Source organism: Leifsonia sp. ZF2019, assembly GCF_019924635.1.
Taxonomy (GTDB): domain Bacteria; phylum Actinomycetota; class Actinomycetes; order Actinomycetales; family Microbacteriaceae; genus Leifsonia.
Map to the genome: position 1 here is coordinate 119,428 of NZ_CP065037.1, position 19,933 is coordinate 139,360.

16 protein-coding genes and 1 pseudogene are annotated in these 19,933 nt (G+C 72.0%); 12 read left to right on the top strand and 5 right to left on the bottom strand.

Annotation, left to right across the window (positions count from 1 at the left end; genetic code table 11):
• Positions 1-17: 17 nt before the first annotated feature.
• From IT072_RS21355 to IT072_RS00705, 10 genes and pseudogenes are all read left to right on the top strand, one after another.
• Positions 18-539: pseudogene (locus IT072_RS21355) on the top strand (MBL fold metallo-hydrolase); the annotation flags it as partial.
• Positions 540-717: 178 nt separating this feature from the next.
• A complete protein-coding gene (locus tag IT072_RS00665; RefSeq protein WP_223358881.1) occupies positions 718-1,329 on the top strand; it encodes a hypothetical protein in 612 nt (203 codons plus the stop codon).
• Positions 1,330-1,355: 26 nt separating this feature from the next.
• Entirely contained in the window at positions 1,356-2,087 is a 732-nt protein-coding gene (locus tag IT072_RS00670) for an HNH endonuclease family protein (RefSeq protein ID WP_223358882.1), read from the top strand.
• Between the two features lie 98 nt (positions 2,088-2,185).
• Positions 2,186-3,013, top strand: a complete 828-nt coding sequence (locus IT072_RS00675; protein ID WP_223358883.1) for a hypothetical protein — start codon at positions 2,186-2,188, stop codon at positions 3,011-3,013.
• A gap of 107 nt (positions 3,014-3,120) precedes the next feature.
• Positions 3,121-4,038 (top strand): ABC transporter ATP-binding protein, encoded by a 918-nt coding sequence (locus IT072_RS00680; protein ID WP_223358884.1) that lies wholly within the window; start codon positions 3,121-3,123, stop codon positions 4,036-4,038.
• A complete protein-coding gene (locus IT072_RS00685) occupies positions 4,035-5,723 on the top strand; it encodes an ABC transporter permease (protein WP_223358885.1) in 1,689 nt (562 codons plus the stop codon). The genes IT072_RS00680 and IT072_RS00685 overlap by 4 nt, the downstream gene beginning before the upstream one ends.
• Before the next feature lie 8 nt (positions 5,724-5,731).
• Positions 5,732-6,205 carry a GbsR/MarR family transcriptional regulator gene (locus tag IT072_RS00690; RefSeq protein WP_223358886.1) on the top strand — a complete coding sequence of 158 codons (474 nt, stop codon included), beginning with the start codon at positions 5,732-5,734 and terminating at the stop codon, positions 6,203-6,205.
• Positions 6,206-6,350: 145 nt separating this feature from the next.
• Entirely contained in the window at positions 6,351-6,752 is a 402-nt protein-coding gene (locus tag IT072_RS00695; RefSeq protein WP_223358887.1) for a hypothetical protein, read from the top strand.
• Positions 6,753-6,769: 17 nt separating this feature from the next.
• Positions 6,770-8,743 carry a M13 family metallopeptidase gene (locus IT072_RS00700; protein WP_223358888.1) on the top strand — a complete coding sequence of 658 codons (1,974 nt, stop codon included), beginning with the start codon at positions 6,770-6,772 and terminating at the stop codon, positions 8,741-8,743.
• Between the two features lie 122 nt (positions 8,744-8,865).
• Positions 8,866-9,777 carry a serine hydrolase gene (locus tag IT072_RS00705; RefSeq protein WP_223358889.1) on the top strand — a complete coding sequence of 304 codons (912 nt, stop codon included), beginning with the start codon at positions 8,866-8,868 and terminating at the stop codon, positions 9,775-9,777.
• 25 nt (positions 9,778-9,802) lie between these two features.
• Here IT072_RS00705 and IT072_RS00710 read toward each other — a convergent pair whose 3' ends face one another.
• The 5 genes from IT072_RS00710 to IT072_RS00730 form a co-directional block, all read right to left on the bottom strand.
• Positions 9,803-10,861: an NAD-dependent epimerase/dehydratase family protein gene (locus IT072_RS00710; protein WP_223358890.1), complete on the bottom strand. Its 1,059-nt coding sequence runs from the start codon at positions 10,859-10,861 to the stop codon at positions 9,803-9,805.
• A gap of 98 nt (positions 10,862-10,959) precedes the next feature.
• A complete protein-coding gene (locus tag IT072_RS00715; RefSeq protein WP_223358891.1) occupies positions 10,960-13,536 on the bottom strand; it encodes a bifunctional lysylphosphatidylglycerol flippase/synthetase MprF in 2,577 nt (858 codons plus the stop codon).
• Positions 13,537-13,652: 116 nt separating this feature from the next.
• Positions 13,653-15,041, bottom strand: coding sequence for a glycine--tRNA ligase (locus IT072_RS00720; protein WP_223358892.1), 1,389 nt, complete (start codon positions 15,039-15,041; stop codon positions 13,653-13,655).
• 91 nt (positions 15,042-15,132) lie between these two features.
• Complete coding sequence (locus tag IT072_RS00725; RefSeq protein WP_223358893.1) at positions 15,133-15,759, bottom strand: GNAT family N-acetyltransferase; 627 nt, start codon at positions 15,757-15,759, stop codon at positions 15,133-15,135.
• Between the two features lie 20 nt (positions 15,760-15,779).
• Positions 15,780-17,081: a glutamyl-tRNA reductase gene (locus IT072_RS00730; protein WP_223358894.1), complete on the bottom strand. Its 1,302-nt coding sequence runs from the start codon at positions 17,079-17,081 to the stop codon at positions 15,780-15,782.
• A 113-nt stretch (positions 17,082-17,194) separates the two neighbouring features.
• Between IT072_RS00730 and hemE the strand changes: the two genes are divergently transcribed.
• Together hemE and hemG are read left to right on the top strand one after the other, a co-directional pair.
• On the top strand, positions 17,195-18,346 hold the full coding sequence (hemE, locus tag IT072_RS00735) for a uroporphyrinogen decarboxylase (protein WP_223358895.1): 1,152 nt from the start codon (positions 17,195-17,197) through the stop codon (positions 18,344-18,346).
• Complete coding sequence (hemG, locus tag IT072_RS00740) at positions 18,343-19,929, top strand: protoporphyrinogen oxidase (RefSeq protein ID WP_223358896.1); 1,587 nt, start codon at positions 18,343-18,345, stop codon at positions 19,927-19,929. Before hemE ends, hemG begins: the two co-directional genes overlap by 4 nt.
• Positions 19,930-19,933: the final 4 nt, after the last annotated feature.

The following is a 19,933-nucleotide window of genomic DNA, read 5'->3' on the forward strand; positions in this document are numbered from 1 at the left end:
GCGCGCCCTGCGTCGGGATGCTGCTCGAGCACGACGGCACGGCGGTCTGGATCGACGCCGGGCCGGGCACGCTGGCCGAACTGCAGCGCCATGCTCCGCTGGCCGGTCTCTCCGCCGCGTGGATCTCGCACGGCCACGCGGATCACGCCGCCGACCTGCTTCCTGCCTTCTACGCCTACCGCTACGGCGACGTGGGAGCACCGGCACGGCTGCCCGTGCTCGCCCCGGGGGATGTGCGCGGGCGTCTCGCCGGCTTCCTCGGCCCCGCGTCCGGACCGGAGCTCGACCGCGTCTTCGCTTTCGACCCGCTCTCCGACGGCGGCGAACGAGAGTTCGGCGGCCTCTCCCTCCGCTGGTCCGCCGTGCGTCATGACGCACCGGCGTTCGCCCTGCGCGCGGAGGCGGCGGGAGCCTCCCTCGTCTACACCGGCGACTCGGCACCCTGTGCGGCGCTGGACGACCTGGCGCGGGGCTGCGACCTGCTCGTGAGCGAGGCCGGCACAGACGTGCGGCAGCCCGGAGATCCGCCGGTGCACCTCACCCCCGAGGAGGCCGGCGAGCTCGCCGCGCGGGCCGGCGCACGCCGGTTGCTGCTGACGCCCTCGGCCTGCGCCCCGACGACGCGGTGCGCCGCGCCGCGAGCCGGTTCGACGGCCCGGTGGAGGCCGCGGTCGTGTCGGGCGAGCCGATGTCGGTGGACCTTCCTACAGTGGAGTCATGAGCACCCTCATGCCGCAGCTCCTCGCCACCTGGACCTGGCGCTTGGAGCGCGTGCGAAGCGGGCGCACCATCCTCAGCCGCGGGCAGGCGACCACCGCCCGCGGCGACCTCGTGAACGATCGCGCCTCGCAGCCCGAGGCGTACGCGGTCTACGAGGAGGAGTATGCGGCCGCCCTCGATGCGCTGGAGGTGCTCTCCCGGCAGCAGAACCGCCGCGACGACCTGCTGTCCGTGCTCTCGACGGAGCGCCGCCGTCGCGAGGGCGATGGCGCGGTCGTCGCCGGGACCGACCGCGGCCGCGTCTCGCTCGCGCCGGAGCACGATCGCGTGCCGGCCGGTCTGCCGGAGATGCTCGACGAATGGGTGCACCGGCTCATCCGCTATCGGAGCGGCGCCAAGCTCATCGCCCCGATCGAGGCCTCCCGGGCCGAGATCCGCCTCCGCAACGAGGCCGACCTGCACCCGGGCGCCTACCGCAACAGCACCGCAGCGCCGTTCTACGGCCGGGTCATGCGCGAGCTGGGTGAGATCGCCACGAGTGAGCGTCCGGGCGTCCACCTGGGCGGCCGCGGCCTCCATCGCGGCATCCCGAGCGACAGCCTCCGTTGACGCGGCGGCGATCCCGCGCCCGGCTCGTGACGACCGTGGTGGGGACGGCGATCGCTGTCGTGCTCGCGCTCTGCGGGTATGCGGTGATGTCCGGGAACGGCGCAACGGGGCCGGACGCGCCCGCTCCGTCGGAGACCCGGACCGCGGACGCACCGGCAACGGGGGCGACCGCGGCGTCCCCGTCCGGCCGGGATGCGGGCGTGCCGGGTGCGGCGGAGGCGCGCGCCTTGCTCGCCGCGCTGCCGGTCAAGGGCAGCGCCCCGGCGACCGGCTACGACCGGGTCGGTGACTTCGGTGAGGCGTGGCTGGATGTGGACGGCAACGGCTGCTCGACGCGCGACGACATCCTGGCCCGCGACCTCTCCGATGTCGTTCGGCGCGGCGCGTGCACCGTCGTGTCGGGAACCCTCGACGATCCGTACACCGGCACCCGCATCGCCTTCGAGCGCGGCGTCGACACGTCCGCGCGGGTGCAGATCGATCACGTCGTCCCGCTGCTCGACGCGTGGCGGACGGGCGCTCAGCGGCTCACCCCGGAGGCCCGGGAGCGCCTCGCGAACGACCCGCTCAACCTCGTGGCGGTCGACGGGCCCACCAACCAGCGCAAGGGCGCGGGCAATGCCGCCACCTGGCTCCCGCCCGCGAAGTCCTACCGATGCACGTACGCGTCGCGTCAGGTGGCCGTGAAGGCCGAGTACGGGCTGTGGGTCGTCCCCGCGGAGCGGGCGGCGCTGCAGCGCATCCTGGCCCGGTGCTGACAGCGTCCGGGGTGGAGCGGACCCGTGCGGCGGGAGCGCCCCGCACGGGGGTGGTGCGATGCCTCCTGCGCGACGCGACCGGGCACTAGCATCGAGCCATGCTGAGCCCCGCCGAGGCCGCGGCACTCCTCGGAGTGAGCCCGACCGCCCCCACGCACGAGGTCGAGGGCGCCTACGCCGCCCGGCTCGGAGCCGTACCCGCCGCCGACACCGTGGCCCGCGATCGTCTCACCGCCGCGCGAGACGCCCTCCTGGCGGCGTCACACTGGCAGGCACCGCAGCAGCCGTACCCGATGCCACAGCCTCCGCACCCCGCGTTCCCGCTGCAGCCTGCGTACGCCGCGCCGCCTGCGTACGCCGCGCCGCCTCCCTACGCCGCGCAGCCTCCCTACGCCGCGCCGCCTGCGTACGCCGGGCAGCCTCCCTACGCCGCGCCGCCTGCGTACGCCGGGCAGCCGCCCTTCCCCGCGCCACACCCGCAGTACGCGCCCTACCCGCCATACGGCCCGCCCCGCCGCGGCCCGTCGACCGGTGCGATCATCGGCTGGGTTCTCGGCGGGTTCGCGGTGCTGCTCGTGGTGGTGGTGGTGGTGGCGGTGGTCGCGATCGTGGGGTCGGCGCACCCGGTCGCGCCGCACGGGGACACCGCAGGAGGGCCGAGCGCGTCCGGCGGCGGTGAGTACGTCGTCGACGGCGTGCGGGTGAAGTACAACGAGGATGGCTGGGACTTCACGCTCACGTCGCCGCAGGACTGCCCGGCCGCGACGGTCACCGTCGGCTTCAGCGAGGACGACGAGGGCGCCTCGGTGGAGGAGTTCACCGACACCGTGGCGCTGGTCGCGGACACCCCGCACATCTACACGGTGCCGTACGACGCCTCGAGCCTGCAGTACGCGAGCATCGACGCGATCGACTGCGGAACCTGATCCGAGGCGGGCGCGCACACCTCTTCCCGCACCCTCGGAGGGACTCCGCCGCGAGTAATCCGTAAAAACTTTTCACAAATTACTGAAACAAGCGTAGAGTTCCGCGCATGGACACGGTGATCCGGGCCTCCGGGCTCGAGAAGCGATTCGGGCGCGTGCACGCCCTCGACGGACTGGACCTCAGCGTCTCCGCGGGCGAGGTGCACGGCTTCCTCGGCCCGAACGGCGCGGGCAAGTCCACCACGATCCGGGTGCTGCTCGGGCTCGCGCGATCCTCCGGCGGCACCGCCACCGTTTTCGGCCGCGACCCGTGGAAGGACGCGGTCCAGCTCCACGGTCGCATCGCCTACGTGCCGGGCGACGTGAGCCTCTGGCCGAACCTCTCCGGCGGCGAGGCGATCGACCTGTTGTCTCGGCTGCGCGGGGGTACGGCTGATCGTGCCGCGTACGCGGAGCGCAAGAAGCGCCTGATCGACGTCTTCCAGCTCGATCCGACGAAGAAGGGCCGCGCGTACTCGAAGGGCAACCGGCAGAAGGTGGCGCTCGTCGCGGCGTTCGCCACGCCGGCCGACCTCTACATCCTCGACGAGCCGACGAGCGGCCTGGACCCGCTGATGGAGGCGACCTTCGATGCGGAGATCGCCCGTGTGGCCCGGGAGGGCGCGACGGTTCTGCTGTCGAGCCACATCCTGTCCGAGGTGGAGCAGCTGTGCGATCGCGTCAGCATCATCCGGGCCGGCCGGACGGTCGAGTCCGGCACCCTCGCGGAGCTGCGGCACCTCACGCGTACGGAGGTGTCGTTCGCCGCGGACGGGGTGGCGGAGGAGGCGCTCGCGCGCATCCCGGACGCCCACGACCTCCGCGTGCACAACGGCCGCGTGACGTTCACCGCGGACAGCGATGCTCTGCCGCCCGTGCTCAGCGCCCTCGCCGGCCTGGACGCGAAGAGCCTCACGGTCGCGCCGCCGTCGCTGGAGGAGCTCTTCCTCCGCCACTACGACACGGAGGAGGCGACCGCGCGATGAGCGCCGCCGCCGCGACCGACCGTCCGGCCGCCCACGCCGCTGCCGGCTCCGGCGGCGGGCGCACGCTCCGGGCCCTCCTCCGCCAGCGCCTCCGCCGTGACCGGTGGCAGCTCGTCATCTGGCTCGTGAGCATCGGGGTGCTCGCCGCGTTCTCGGCGGCCGCCATCGCGCAGACTTACGGGGATGCGACCAGCCGCGCCGAGCTGCTGCGCCTCGCGATCGCGAACCCGACCGTCCTGCTGCTGCGCGGCCTGCCCGACGGCACGAGTTTCGCGGCGGTCACGTTCTTCGAGATCTTCACCTTCCTCGCGCTGCTCGCCGGGTTGATGAACACGTTCCTGGCTGTGCGGCACTCGCGGGCGGAGGAGGAGTCGGGTCGCGCGGAACTGATCGGCTCCACCCCGGCCGGACGGCTGCTTCCGACCGTCGCGACCGTCCTGCACGGGGTCCTCGCGAACATCGCGCTCGGCCTGATCGTCGCGCTCGGCTTCATCGCCGCCGGTCTGCCCGCGGGCGGATCGTTCGCCGCGGGCGCCGCGACGGGAGGGGTCGGGATCACGTTCGTGGCCGTCGGCCTCCTGCTCGCACAGATCATGAGCACCTCCCGCGGCGCGAACGGCTTCGCCGCGGCGCTGGTGGTGCTCGCGTACGTGGTGCGCGGGATCGGCGACGCCCTCGGTACGCCGAAGGGCGACGGGACGCACCTGGTCGCCGCGTGGCCCAGCTGGCTTAGCCCGATCGGCTGGGGCGAGCAGTTCTCCCCGTACTCGACGGCCGACTGGTGGCCGCTGCTGCTGCAGCTCGGCTTCGCCGCCGTGCTGATCGCGGTCACCTTCTCCCTGCAAGCCGGGCGCGACTCCGGGGCCGGCGTCATCCCCGAACGGGCGGGAAGGCGTGACGCGCGGCCGTGGCTGCGCGGCTCCCTCGGACTCGCCTGGCGTCTGCAGTGGCCGATCATCGTCGGCTGGGCGGTCGGCGGCGCGTTCACCGGCGTGCTGGCGGGGGCGCTGGGGACCCTGGTCAGCAGCTCGATCGCGAACGATCCGGGTCTCTCCGACATCCGCACCGCCATCGCTCGGATCGGAGCGGGCGGGTCCGGTCCGCTCACACAGCTCTTCATCTCGGCGTTCTTCTCGATCGTCGGGGTGCTCGCGGCGGCCTGCGCGGTACAGTCCGTCATCCGCCTGCGACAGGAGGAGGCGGCGGGGACGGCGGAGGCCGTGCTCACGACCCCGGTCTCGCGCGTCCGCTGGCTGCTCGAGTTCGTGCTCGTCGGGGTCGTCGCGGTGGTGCTCGTCCTCGTCGCGGCCGCCCTCGCCTCCGGCCTCTCGGCCCTGGCGGCGGGGGAGGACGCCGCCCGCATCGGCGACTCGTTCGTCGCCGCATCCGCTCAGCTCCCCGTCGCCCTCGTCTACCTCGGGGTGCTCGCACTGGTGTTCGTCCTCGCGCCGAGCTGGACCATCCCGGTCGGCTGGGCGTCCCTCGGGTTGGGTGCGTTCATCGGCATCTTCGGCGGCCTCATCGACCTGCCCGACCCGATCCGGCACCTCTCGCCCTTCGCCGACGCCCCCGTCGTTGTGGGTGACGTGGACTGGACAGGGGGATACTGGATGTTCGGCATCGCGATCGTCGCCCTGGCTGCGGCCGCCGCGCTCATCCGCCGCCGAGACCTCGCGATCGGATAGGAGCTGGCATGGCGAAGGACCCGACCGCGCTCGCCGACGTGCGGGAGCACTCGGCCGCCATCCTCGCCGCTGCCGGCTTCCCGAAGATGCCGGCCCGCGTGCTCATGGCCCTCACCGTGACCGAGCAGCCCGGCCTCACCGCCGCCGAGCTCGCCGACACCCTCGCCGTCAGCGCGGCCGGAATCTCGGGTGCCGTCCGCTATCTCCAGACCCTCGGCATCATCCGCCGCGTCTCGCAGTCCACGAGCCGCCGCGACCGGTACGAGCTCCCCTCCGACTGGTACGCGCTCATGGTCCGCAACAGCCCCGTCTACGCCGCCCTCGCCGACCAGGCGGACGTCGGCCTCGCCGCCGTCGGCGACCCGGGCTCCCCGGCCACCGAGCGCCTCCGCGACATGGCCGGCTTCTACCGCTTCCTCCAGGCGAGGCTGCCCGAGCTGATCGGGGAGTGGGAGGGCGTGCGCGCGGCCTCGCAGCCCTGATCCGCCCCACGCTGATCCGCCTCCCGGCCGTTCGCCCGGGCGTCGGCCAGACTGGATCCAGCACCACCGCCCGCCGCCAGAACGGGCACGCACCACCGGCAGCACCGCGCCGGCACCACCGGCGTCAGCACCACAGGGGGATCCCATGCGTTTCACCACGCCCCGGCAGAAGGCGATCGTCATCGCCGTCCTGATCGCCGTCGACCTCGCGCTGATCTTCCTGTTCGACGCCCTGCACTCCGAGATCGGGTCGATCGCGCTCACCGTGCTGCAGACCGCCGGGTGGTATCTCGTGACGCGTGTGTTCCGGGGGCCGGGGGAGCCGCTGCAGGCCGCCCGGCCGTGGTGGCGGATGACCAACCGCCCGCTGCTCTCGGCGGTCTTCGGTGCCCTCTACGGCGTCTCGGCGTTGGCCAACACGATCTTCTCGTTCGCCGGGTACGGCAGCCTCTCCGGGTGGGTGTCGATCCTCGGACAGGCCGTGCTCGCCGCGCTCTTCCTCACCTCGGCGAGCCGCCTGCGCGCCCTGGCCCGCGTCCCGGCCTGAGCCGTAGGCTGGTGGGCATGACGCTCGCCTCCGGTATCGCTTCCGACGAACTCGACCCCACGATCCGCCCGCAGGACGACCTGTTCCGGCACGTCAACGGCAAATGGATCGACCGCACCGAGATCCCCGACGACAAGGCGCGTTGGGGCTCGTTCATGGTCCTGGCAGAGCAGTCGGAGGCTGCGGTCCGCGAGATCATCCAGTCCGCTCAGTCGGCTCCCGAGGGCACGGAGGAGCGCAAGTTCGGCGACCTGTTCGCCAGCTTCATGGACGAGGAGCGGGTGGAGGCGCTCGGCATCCGGCCGATCGAGGCCCAGCTGGCGCTCGCGAGCGACGTGAGCTCGATCGGCGAGCTGCTGCAGACGCTGGGCCGGCTGGAGCGGCACGGCGTCGGCGGCTTCTACCAGCTGTTCGTCGACAACGACCCGGGCGACCCGGAGCGCTACCTCGTCTTCGCCGAGCAGGGCGGCATCTCGCTGCCCGACGAGTCCTACTTCCGTGAGGAGCGTTTCGCCCCGGTGCGGGAGGCGTTCGTCGCCCACATCCAGCGCCTGTTCGAGCTGGCCGGGATCGACGACGCTCCGGCGCGAGCGCAGCGCGTGTTCGACCTCGAGACCGAGATCGCGGCCCAGCACTGGGACAACGTGACCTCGCGCGACTCGGAGAAGACCTACAACCTGTTCAGCTGGGCCGACGCCGCGGCGCTGTTCGCGGGCGGCGGAGGCGACCCGGCGGCCTCCCTCGACGAGTGGGCCGTCGCGCTGGGGGCTCCGGAGGGCGCCCTCTCGGAGCTCGTGCTGCGTCAGCCGTCGTTCACGTCCGGCCTTGCCGGCTTGCTCACCGAGTCGCGGCTCGAGTCGTGGAAGGACTGGCTCGCGTGGCAGATCATCCACGGTGCGGCGCCGTACCTGCCGGGCGACTTCGTGGACGCCAACTTCGACTTCTACGGCCGCACGCTCACCGGCACACCGCAGATGCGCGCCCGCTGGAAGCGCGGCGTCTCGCTGGTCGAGGGGGCGATGGGGGAGGCCGTCGGCCGCATCTACGTCGAGAAGCATTTCCCGCCGGCCGCGAAGGATGCGATGGACGACCTCGTCGCGAACCTCATCGAGGCCTACCGCCGGAGCATCCGCACGCTCGAGTGGATGGGCGAGGAGACCCGCGACCGCGCACTCGACAAGCTCGAGAAGTTCACGCCGAAGATCGGCTACCCGGTGAAGTGGCGCGACTACTCCGCGCTGCCGGTCGACGCGACGGACCTGGTCGGCAACGTGCGCGCCGCCGCGCTGTTCGAGTTCGACCGCGAGCTCGGCAAGATCGGCAAGCCGCTGGACCGCGACGAGTGGTTCATGACCCCGCAGACGATCAACGCCTACTACAACCCCGGGTTCAACGAGATCGTGTTCCCGGCGGCCATCCTGCAGTACCCGTTCTTCGACGCGGGCCGCGACGCCGCCGCCAACTACGGCGCGATCGGCGCGGTCATCGGCCACGAGATCGGCCACGGCTTCGACGATCAGGGTTCCAAGTTCGACGGAGACGGCAAGCTCGAGGACTGGTGGACCGCCGCCGACCGGGCCGCCTTCGAGAAGCGCACCGGCAGCCTGATCGAGCAGTACAACGCGCTGGCACCGGCGCAGGTGCCCGAGCACCACGTGAACGGCGCGCTCACCATCGGCGAGAACATCGGCGACCTGGGCGGCCTCGGCATCGCGTGGAAGGCCTACCTGCTGTCCCTCGACGGCCAGGAGCCGCCCGTGATCGACGGCCTCTCCGGCGCGGAGCGGTTCTTCCTCTCCTGGGCGCAGGCATGGCAGCAGAAGGGCCGGGACGCCGAGGTGATCCGCCTGCTCGCGATCGACCCGCATTCGCCGAACGAGTTCCGCTGCAACCAGATCGTGCGCAACATCGACGCCTTCTACGACACCTTCGGTGTGGCGGAGGGCGACGCGCTCTGGCTCGACCCGCAGGAGCGCGTCACCATCTGGTGAGGTCGGCGCGTGCGTCGCCGATCGGTGACGCACGTGTCCCCTGATCGGGGTAGCATCGACCCCACGCGGGTTCGGGGGGACCGCGCGAACCGCACCACTCTCGCAGGAGAAACCCGAACCACGTGACGATGCAGATCCAGGAGTCCGAGCGCCGCCGGCGCCACGCAACCGCCCGTCGGGCGCGCCACCGGGGACCGGCCGCACCCGACGACGCCTTCTCGCGCAGTTTCAACAGCCTCGGTCAGCTCGCCCTTCAGGGCGTGCAGGTCTCGGCGCGCGCGACCGACCTGACCACCGGCGCGGTGCTGTTCTCGGTGGACGATCACGTCGTCATGCCGACGGCGAGCATCGGCAAGGTCCTGCTGCTGGTGGAGGTCGCCGCGCGCCTTCAGTCTGGCCAGCTGAGCCCGCTCGCGCAGCTCGACCGCCTGCCGCAGGACGCCGCCGGCGATTCCGGGATCTGGCAGCACTTGCAGGTCCCGGCGCTCCCCGTGACCGACCTCGCCGCCCTCGTCGGCGCGACGAGCGACAACCTGGCGACCAACGTCCTCCTCCGCCGGGTCGGTCTGGAGGCAGTGAGCGCCCGAACGGAGGCTCTCGGCCTGACGCGCACCGCCCTCCTCGACCTGGTGCGCGACCATCGCGGTCCGGATGACGCACCGCAGCTCTCGGTCGGCAGCGCGAACGAGCTGACCTGGCTGTTCTCGTCGCTCGCGCGGGGCGAGATCGTGGATGCGGCGACCAGTCAGCGGGTCATCGGCTGGCTGTCGCTCAACAGCGACTTCTCGTTGGTGTCGAGCGCGTTCGGCCTCGACCCGCACGCGCACCGTCACGCCGAGCACGGCATCCTCCTGGTCAACAAGACGGGCATCGATGTCGGCGTCCGCAGCGAGGTCGGCGTCCTGCGCGGTCCGCGCGCGGGCGTCACCTATGCCGTCTCGACCTACTTCGACGATTCCGATCTGCAGGACCGTCTCACCGTGATCGACGGGCTGCGCACGGTCGGAATCGATCTGCTGGAGTACGTGTTCTGATGCCCCTCGGTGGGGCGCGCCGCGGTCAGCGCGCCGCCAGGAAGGCGTCCTCCGCCGCATAGTCGAACCAGCGGTCCTCGGCCGCCCGCGTGGCGAGCCCGGGGAACGCGCTCGTCCAGTCCTCCTGCCTCCGCTCGGCGGCCTTCACCTCGCGCACCGCCCAGTCGACCGCGGCGGCGACCGCCTCCGCGTACCCGACCTGCTGCCGGTAGCCGAGTTCGACCTTCGCCGCCGCCATGCTGAGCAGCAGCGGATGCGCTACGGTCCACGGGGTGCCGCCGACGCCGTCCTGGGGAGGTCCGGGGAACGCGTCCACCTCTACGTCGCGGCCGAGGGCGCGGTAGACGGCCCGGGCGATCTCGGCGACGCTGAAGCCGTCCTCGTCCACCGCGTTGAGCACGCGCCTGCCCGGCTGCTCGGCGCACAGCGTCACGAGTTCGGCGATGTTGACGGTCGAGGAGGTGCTGAAGCGGTTGGCGCCGCTGTCGGAGAGCACCACGCGCTCGCGGTCGTCCAGCGCCCGCTTGATGAAGTACCACTCCCGCAGGGCCGGGCTGAACGGGCCGTACACGGCTCCCGGGCGCAGGATGCTGACGGGAAGGTCGTCGACGGCGAGAAGGGTGCGCTCGAGGGCCGCTTTCAGCGGGGAGTAGGTGCGCTCGGCGTTGTCCACGGTCGGGTCGGTCTCGCGAAGCGGCAGCGGGTAGTCGGGGAAGTCCTCCGGGCCGGTGACGGTGTCGAGGTAGCCTCCGTTGCGCCCCGTGTAGACCGAGCCGGTCGAGATGACGACCAGCGAGCCGACATCTCCCGCGAGCCGGGCCAGCTGCTCCCCGTGCCGGGGCTCGTACGCGACGGTGTCCAGCACCAGGTCGTGTCCGCGCGCCCGTTCGACGAGCGCGTCGGTGTCGTCGCGGTCGAGGCGGATGCTCGTCACGTCGTACTCCGTGAGCTCGGTGTCGCCGTGGTGCTCGCCGCGGTGGGCGACGAGCACCGACCAGCCGTCCGCTGCCAGTCTCCGTGCCGCGGCGGATCCGATCTGTCCCGTGCCGCCGATGATCATGGCCGTGCGCGTGGTGTCCGACATGCGCCCACCGTACGCCGGCCGGCCTGCCCGAGGCCGTGCGGACGGGGCCGATCTGCTCAGCGCAGACGGCTCAGCGCAGACGGCTCAGCGCAGACGGCTCAGCGCAGGATGGTGCGGGCCAGTGCGACGTACTCGCGCGCGTTGGCGTCGGGCAGGTAGGCCTTGCCGATCGCGTTCCCGATGGCCGGGAGCGCCATCGGGTCCGCGTACGCCATGAAGATCGTCTCGTACGTCGGATTGAACTTGCTCTTGAACCTGAATAGGGAAGCGAACCCGTAGGCGGGCTCGAGCGTCCGGGCGAGGAAGCCGAGCAGGCGGTCCATCGCGTCGGGCTCTCCGGGTTCCTCGCCGGGTGCGAGCGGTTTGCTCGCGAGGGGAGCGCCCGAGAGGCTGAGCGTCTCCACACCGTCCTCGCGCATCCGCAGCGCCGCGGACGCGATGATGAACTCCATGATCCCGGGGATGCTCTCGTCCGCCCGTCGCATGAAGTCGATCGTGTAGGCGACCACCCGCCCGTCGCGCCAGGTCGGCAGCCAGCTCGTCACGGCCTGCAGACCGCCCGCGGGGTCGAACGCGAGGAAGAGACGCACGTCCGGGTCCTTCAGCTCGGCCATGCCGCCGAGCGTGAACCCCATCTCCGGCAGCTCCTTCTCGGCCACCCACTGCTCGCTGATGGAGGCGATCTGGGTCTGGTGCAGCGGGGGCAGGTCGTCCCAGGTCGACCAGACGGTGGTGATGCCCTCTTTGAGCCCGCGGTTGTGCGCCTGCCGTACCTTCTGCCACGGCTTGCCCGCCATGTCGAAGGTCTGCGGGTGCATCAGCGTCTCCTCGCCGACGGAGACCGACTGCCAGCCGAGGGAGTCGAACACGGGCAGGTACGCACCGTGGATGCTGTAGAACACGGGCACCCAGCCGTTGGCGTCGCAGAACCCGATGAACTCGATGATCGCTCGCTCGGCGCGGTCGGGGCGGCACACCGGGTCCGAGAGCGTGATCGCGATGCCGTTGATGACCCGGTAGGCGACCGCCGCGTCGTTCTCCTCGCTGAACCAGTAGACGTTGCCCGGCCAGGTGCCCATGAAGCCGAGCGTGCCTCCTCCGCCCGCCCGCAGCAGCTCACGGAAGTGCAGCTCGTCGCCGATGGTGCGGCCGGTGGACGTCGCGCGGTAGAGCCGCATGGTCGCGACCACGAAGATCAGCCAGAACACCGGCCCGACCCACTGATAGAGAACGATCACCGCGGGTGCGGTCGGCACGATCACCTGCCCGAGAACCGACTCGAATCCGGACGGGACGAACCGCCGGAGGGTCGAGGCGAAGACGTCGCCGATGGTCGCGTCGGGCACGAACTCGACCAGGGAGGCGAGCCCGGCGATGAGGTACGCGACGCCCAGGAGCACGAACGACGAGACCACCAGGAGGGTGAACCGCACGACGGACTCCCGCGGCGCCCGGATCTGGAACTGCCGCCGGGTGGCGATCAGCAGCACGATCGACGCCAGCGGCACGACGATCACCGCGAGCACCCACGCCAGCGCCTCGATCGCCGGGGCGAGGGCGTCGATGCCGTCCACGTCGATGCGGAGGTCGCCGTCGGGAAGCGCGGTGAACGGCAGCACGATCATGGCCGCGTTGACCACGATGCCCAGGATGAGCGCGAAGTGGCGCCCGCGGCGCAGACCGATCGCCGTGACGAGCAGGAGCACCAGCGGCAGCAGCGTGAGCAGCAGCGGCCCGATGCCCTGTACCGACACGACCGCGAGCTCCAGGCGGCAGTTGGAGGTGTAGACCTGGTCGCACTGCTGGAGCACGGTCGCCGTGTCGAGCTGCTGGTGCTGGAAGAGCGTCGCGATGAACGAGAAGGGGCCGAGGCCGCCCGGCGGGAGCAGAGCCACCAGTGGTCCGAGGGCAGTGATCGCGACGATCGCCGCGACGAGATTGCGCGTCTCGCCGTGGGAGCTGCGCCGGATGCGCTGGATGCGACCGCCGCGCAGGATCGCCCCCAGTGCCAGTCCGACGAGAGCGGCGATCAGCCGGTACACGTTGTTCTGGTCGCCGTTGTAGAGCACGAATGCGAGTACGGTCGCGAAGGTCAGGAGGCGGATCCGCCGACGCCAAAGTGCGGACGCGAAGGCGCTCGCGGTGATGAGCGCGCCGACGATCCCGATGGTCGGGTCGAGTGTGAAGTCGAACTCGGTGGCTGTCGCCCACAGCTCGCCGACGCTCGCGGCCGCCCACTGGCCGACGACGCCCAGCGTGATGCCGACCACCCCCGTCACCAGGAACGCCAGGGAGGCGCGCAGCGTCCCGAGCAGTCGCTCGGCGACCGCCATCAGCGTGAGCGCCAGCACGAGGGCGACGACGAGCTGAGCGACGTCCTCCGGGACGAACAGGGCCGTCAGCGGCGTCCACCAGAACCCGCCCTGGATGGTCGTGGTCACCCCGGCCGCCCAGACGAGGGCGGTCCCGCTGCCGGCCGCCGGGCTCCACATCGTGCCGGTGACGATGGATGCGGCCAGCCCGACGACGGCGAGCACGATGTCCGCGGGCGCGACCCGGGCGAAGCGGCTCAGGGCGACCCAGAAAGCGGCGGGCGGCGTTCGGCCGCGACCGGGCTCCGCGGGCGCCTGCTCGGCGTCCGCTCGTCGCTCGCTCGCGGTGGGGGCGCTGCTCATGCTCGCTTCCGGTCGTCGACGGACGAGCCCGGTCGGGCTCCTGAAGACGAGTATGGCCTGAGGAGCGGCGCCGGCCTACCCACCGACCCTCTCGTCGCGTGTCGACGGGCGGATGATCAGATCTCGCGCAGGCGCTCCGCCAGGTATCGGTCGAGGCCCTCGAGCGGGATGCGCTCCTGCTTCATCGTGTCGCGGTCGCGCACGGTCACGGCGTCGTCCTCCAGCGAGTCGAAGTCGACGGTGACGGCCAGCGGAGTGCCGACCTCGTCCTGACGGCGGTACCGGCGGCCGATGGCGCCCGAGTCGTCGAAGTCCACGTTGCGGCGCTGACGCAGGCGGTCGGCGAGCGAGCGCGCGAGCGGTGAGAGTGCCTCGTTGCGGGAGAGCGGAAGCACGGCGACCTTCACCGGCGCGAGGCGCGGGTCGAGGTGCAGCACCGTGCGCTTGTCGGTGCCGCCCTTGGCGTTCGGCACCTCCTCCTCGTCGTACGCGTCGACCAGGAACGCCATGAGCGCGCGCGTGAGGCCGAACGACGGCTCGATCACGAAGGGCACGTACCTCTCGTTCTTGTTCTGGTCGAAGTAGCTCAGGTCTTTGCCGGAGTTCTCGATGTGCGTCTTGAGGTCGTAGTCGGTGCGGTTGGCGACGCCCATGAGCTCGCCCCACGCGTTGCCCGCGAACTCGAACTTGTACTCGATGTCGATGGTGCGCTTCGAGTAGTGCGCCAGCTTGTCCTTCGGGTGCTCGAAGCGGCGGATGTTCTCCGGGTCGATGCCGAGGTCGACGAACCAGTCCCAGCACAGGTCGATCCAGGTCTGGAACCACTCCTCGTCGGTGCCGGGCTCGACGAAGAACTCGATCTCCATCTGCTCGAACTCGCGGGTGCGGAAGATGAAGTTGCCCGGCGTGATCTCGTTGCGGAAGGCCTTGCCGATCTGGCCGATGCCGAACGGCGGCTTCTTGCGGGCCGTCTGGAGCACGGCGGCGAAGTCGGTGAAGATGCCCTGGGCGGTCTCGGGGCGCATGTAGTGCAGGCCGGACTCGTCGTCGACCACGCCGAGGTAGGTCTTCATCAGTCCGGAGAACTGGCGGATCGGGGTCCACTGGCCGACCTTGTCCGGATGGTCGGGGTCGGCGATGTCGTCGAGGCCGTTCGCCGGCGGGTGGCCGTGCTGCGCCTCGTACGCCTCGAAGAGGTGGTCGGCGCGGTAGCGCTTGTGGGTGATGAGCGACTCGGTCAGCGGGTCGCTGAACACCTTCACGTGACCCGACGCCTCCCACACCGCGGTCGGGAGGATGATCGCGGAGTCGAGGCCGACCATGTCGCCGCGGCCGCGCACGAAGCGGTTCCACCACTCGCGCTTGATGTTCTCCTTGAGCTCGACGCCGAGGGGGCCGTAGTCCCACGCCGAGCGCGTTCCGCCGTAGATGTCACCGGACGGGAAGACGAATCCGCGGTGCTGAGCCAGCGTGATGACGGAATCCAGCTTCGACGTGGCGGCCATGGTGCTCCCTGTTCGTGGGGTCGGTGCGGAGGGTGGAGAAGTCCGCAACCATCCTAACGAGGATGCGCAGGTGCCCGCGCCGGGCCGTCGGTCAGCGGGAGCGCCACTCCTGCTCGAGCAGGGCGTAGACGGCCGTGTCGGACCACTCGCCCTTGAAGATCTCGGTCTCGCGCAGGAGGGCCTCCTGCCGCATGCCGATGCGCTCGCACAGCCGGGCCGACGCCTCGTTGCGGGCGTCGAGCTGGGCGAACACCCGGTGGGCGCCGAGGGTGTCGAAGCAGAGGCCGAGGATCGCCTCCGCCGCCTCGCTGGCGAAGCCGTTGCCGTGGAAGGCGGGATGGAACACCCAGCCGATCTCGAACTTGCCCCACGCCGCCGACTTCAGGAACACGCTCATGTCGCCGATGACGCGGCCGTGGCCGCCATCGGGGTCGGGCAGCTCCACCGCGTAGACGATGCCCTCGCCGTCCTTCTCGAGGCGGTTCATCGCGATCCGCTTGCGCAGGTGCTTGGCGGACTCCTCGTGGTCGTGCACCTCCCAGTAGAGGTAGCGCACGACGTCCTTCAGCTTCTGGTAGGCGTGCACGTCGTCGAGATCGCCCGTGTTCAGAGGGCGCAGGAGCAGCCGCTCGGTGCGCAGCTCCTGTGCGGCGTAGGGGAGCCCCGTCGCGCCATGCGGCTCGACGGTCTCGGTGGGGGCTGCGGCGTCGTCGCTCACGGGTCCTCCGGTCGGGGTGGTCAGGATGCGGCCGTCTCGTCGTCGACGGCGCTCAGCCGCGGCCGCGCGGCGGCGGCCTCGATCTCGAGACCGAACAGGGCTGCGGCGCCTGCGACGAACGCGTCGGCGTCGCCGCTGCGCGCGAGCTCGCGCGCTCGCACGGACGGGGTGTGGAGGAGCACACCGGCGAGGTGGCGCAGGGCGACCTCCGTCTGCTCGTCGGCACCACGCGAGCGGGCACGCTCGATCTCGGCGTCGAGCACGTCGAACACGTGCTTGCGGAGCGCGACCAGCGCCGGCGTCACGGCCTGCTCGGCGGTCTGGGCGGCGAACTCCGCGGCGGCCTTCCCGACGATGCTGCGGGCGTCGTCTGCGGCCGAGAGCTCCTCGAGGGGAGCGTGGATGCTGATGGTCTCGAGGTCGAGCAGCTCCACGCCGTCGAGCTCGGCGACGGTCGGGTCGACGTTGCGGGGGAGGCCCAGGTCCACGACCAGGCGGCGCTCGGCGGCCCCGGGCTGCGCGAGTGCGTCGGCCAGGAGTTCACGGGTGAGCACGTAGTCGGTGACCGTGGTGCAGGTGACGACGAGGTCGGCCCGGGCGAGGGCCTCGAGCAGTCCGCCCTCGACGACGGGGCGCACGTCATGCGACAGCGCGAACTTCGCGGCGCGTCCCGACGCCGAGTGGACACGCACGTCGTCCGCGCCCTTGTCGCGCAGCGCGGCGAGGCTCGCACCGGCGTACTTGCCGGTGCCGACGAGCAGCACGCGGGTCTGCGACCAATCGCTGATCCGGCTCTCGGCCAGGTCGAGCGCCAGGCGGACCATCGAGCGGCCGGCGGTCATGATGCCGGTGCGGTTCTTGACCCCGCGGGAGGTGCGGGAGGCGACCTGGAACAGGCGCTCCAGCTCGCTGGTGACGGTGCCGGAGGCGCGGGCCGACTCGAGCGAGCGGCGCACCTGACCGGCGATCTCGCCTTCGCCGACGACGACGGACTCGAGGCCGCTGGAGACCGCGAAGAGGTGCTCGGCGACCGAGTGGTCGCAGTACACGGTGCTGGAGGTGCGCAGCTCGTCAGCGGGGATGCCGCTCGCGGCGCTGACGGCGTCGATCACGGTCTCCGATGAGACGGCCCGCGCGGACGGCAGCGGGTCGTCGATGTCGAGGTAGGCCTCGAAGCGGTTGCAGGTGGCGACGACGACCGATCCGGCGACGAGCTCGCTGTGCTCCGCGAGCGCCGCGGTCACGGCCGGCGCGGAGCGCTCAAGCCGTTCGAGGAGGTCGAAATCCGCCGTGCGGTGGCTCGACGAGAAGCAGAGAAGCACGGGCGAAATCCTACGCTCGACGGCGACGAACCTCGAATCGGCGGGGGCTCCCCGGCCGTCGGGCGCGCCTATTCCCGGGGTATTGGCAGATTCGACCCTGGCAGAATCAGGGGGTGACCGCACTCGCACCCGCCCACCCCCTCGCCGCCGGCCGCACGACCTCCAGCCGTCTCGTCCGCGCCTACCAGGGCGACCGCCCCGAGACGACGCCCGTCTGGTTCATGCGCCAGGCCGGCCGCTCCCTCCCGGAGTACCGGGAGCTGCGCGTCGGCACCCGCATGCTCGACGCCTGCCTCGACCCGGCGATGGCGAGCGAGATCACGCTCCAGCCGGTTCGCCGCCACGGCGTCGACGCCGGCATCTTCTTCAGCGACATCGTGGTGCCGCTGAAGCTCGCCGGCGTGGAGGTGGAGATCCAGCCCGGCAAGGGGCCGGTCTTCGCGCACCCCGTGCGCACGGCGGCCGACGTCGATCGGCTCGCCGCCGTCGACCCGGCCGCGCTCGGCGACGACGTGTTCGCACCGATCGCCGAGGCCGTGCGGCTCACGATCGCCGAGCTGGGTGACACCCCCTTGATCGGTTTCGCCGGTGCGCCCTTCACTCTGGCCGCCTACCTGGTCGAGGGCGGACCTTCCAAGGACCACATCCGCGCCCGCACGCTCATGCACGCCGACCCCGACGCGTGGGCGCGCCTCATGGCGTGGGCCGCGGACATCTCCGGCGCGTTCCTGCGCGCGCAGGTGCTCGCCGGGACGAGCGCGGCGCAGCTCTTCGACTCCTGGGCGGGCTCGCTGTCCCTCCACGACTACGTGCAGCACGTCGCCCCCGCCTCCGCCCGGGCGCTCTCGCACGTGCGCGACCTGACCTACGCGGTGCCCGGAGCTCCAGCGGCGTCGGACGACCTCGCGGCGCCCGTCGAGCCGGAGACCCGCAACGTCCCGATCGTCCACTTCGGCGTCGGCACCGGCGAGCTCCTCACGGCCATGCACGATGTCGGCGCCGACACCGTGGGCGTCGACTACCGCATCCCCCTCGACGAGGCGAGCCGCCGGCTCGGGCACGTGGTGCCGTTGCAGGGCAATGTCGACCCGGCCATGCTCGACGCTCCGTGGGAGGTGCTGGAGGCGCATGTCGACGATGTGCTCGAGCGCGGCCGCGACGCCCCCTCCCACGTCCTCAACCTCGGCCACGGCGTCCCTCCCGAGACCGACCCGACCGTGCTGACCCGGTTGGTCGAGCACGTGCACGGCTGGCGGCCCGAATGAGCGACGACACGCTCGCCGACGAGATCCGGCACGCGGTCGAGGCGCCGCCCACCCGTATCGTCGTGATCGGCGGCGGCGTCGCCGGGCTGGTCGTGGCGCGCGAGTGCGCCCGCCCCGGGTTCGAGGTGACGGTGCTGGAGGCGTCGGAGCGCGTCGGCGGCTCGGTCGCCCCACTCGACCTCGACGGACTCACCCTCGACGCGGGTGCGGAGAGCTTCGCCACCCGCGGCGGGCACGTCGCCGAGCTGATCGAGGAGCTCGGCCTCTCCGGCGACGTGGTCGAGCCGAACGCCGCCGGCGCCTGGGTGCGGCACGGCCGCCGTTCCGTGCCTCTTCCGAAGGCCGGCCTCCTCGGCATCCCGAGCTCCCCGCTGGCGCGCGACGTCGTCGCCGCGGTCGGATGGGGCGGCGCCCTCCGCGCCTACCTCGACCGCCTCACCCCCGTGCTGAAGATCGGTCGGGAGAAGAGGCTCGGTACGCTCGTCCGCTCCCGGATGGGCGCGAAGGTCCTCGACCTCCTCGTGGCTCCGGTCGTCACCGGGGTCTACGCCGCCGCGCCCGACGACCTCGACGTCGATGTGGTCGCCCCCGGCCTCAATGCCGCGCTCACCCGGCTCGGCTCGCTTTCCGGCGCCGTCGGCGAGCTGCGCTCCGCCGCGAAGGCGGGCAGCGCGGTCGGCGGCATCCGCGGCGGCATGTGGCGCCTCCCAGCAGCGCTGGCCGAGGACATCGCGTCACGCGGCGGGACGATCCGGCTGCACGCTCCGGTCGCCGCGATCGACCCCTGGGCGGCGCCGAGCGGCCAGGAGCAGGCGGCGGAGGCCGTCGAGGCCGCCCTGGCGGGCATCCTCGCCGACGAGTTCGAACTCCCGGCGCCGACGGTGGTCGGCGACGTCGACCGCCCGGCGCGCTGGAGCGTCCGACTCGCCGACGGGGAGCGGATCGACGCGGATGCCGTCGTGCTCGCCGCCCCCGCGGATCCCGCGCTCGCCCTGCTCGCGACCGCCGACGATGCGCTCGGCGACCTCGCCGGGCTCGAATGGCCGGCTTCCTCGAGTGTGGAGCTGGTCACGCTCGTGCTCGCCGACGACCGCCTGGGCGCGGCTCCGCAGGGCACCGGCGTGCTGGTCGCCGACACCGCCGACGCGGACGTGACTGCCAAGGCGATGACCCACTCCAGCGCCAAGTGGGCGTGGGTCGCGGAGGCCGCCGGCCCCGGCCGCCACGTCGTCCGCCTCTCGTACGGTCGCGCCGGCCGTCCCGCCGAGTCGCGCGAGCTTGACGATGCCGCACTGCGCGCCCTGGCCGTCGCGGACGCCGGCCGGCTGCTCAATATTCCGCTCCGGGAATCCGACCTGGTGGCATTCGCCCGGACCCCCTGGACGAACGCCCTCCCCTATGCAACAGTGGGGCAGCGGGACCGCATCCAGCGGGTCCGCGACGGAGCCGAAGCCGTCGAGGGCCTCGAGGTCACGGGGTCCTGGCTGACGGGCACCGGACTGGCCTCGGTCGTCCCGGACGCCCGCCGGGCGGCCGAGAACGCACGGGGTCTACGCTGGAAGGCACTGACCGACAACCTGTAGGCAG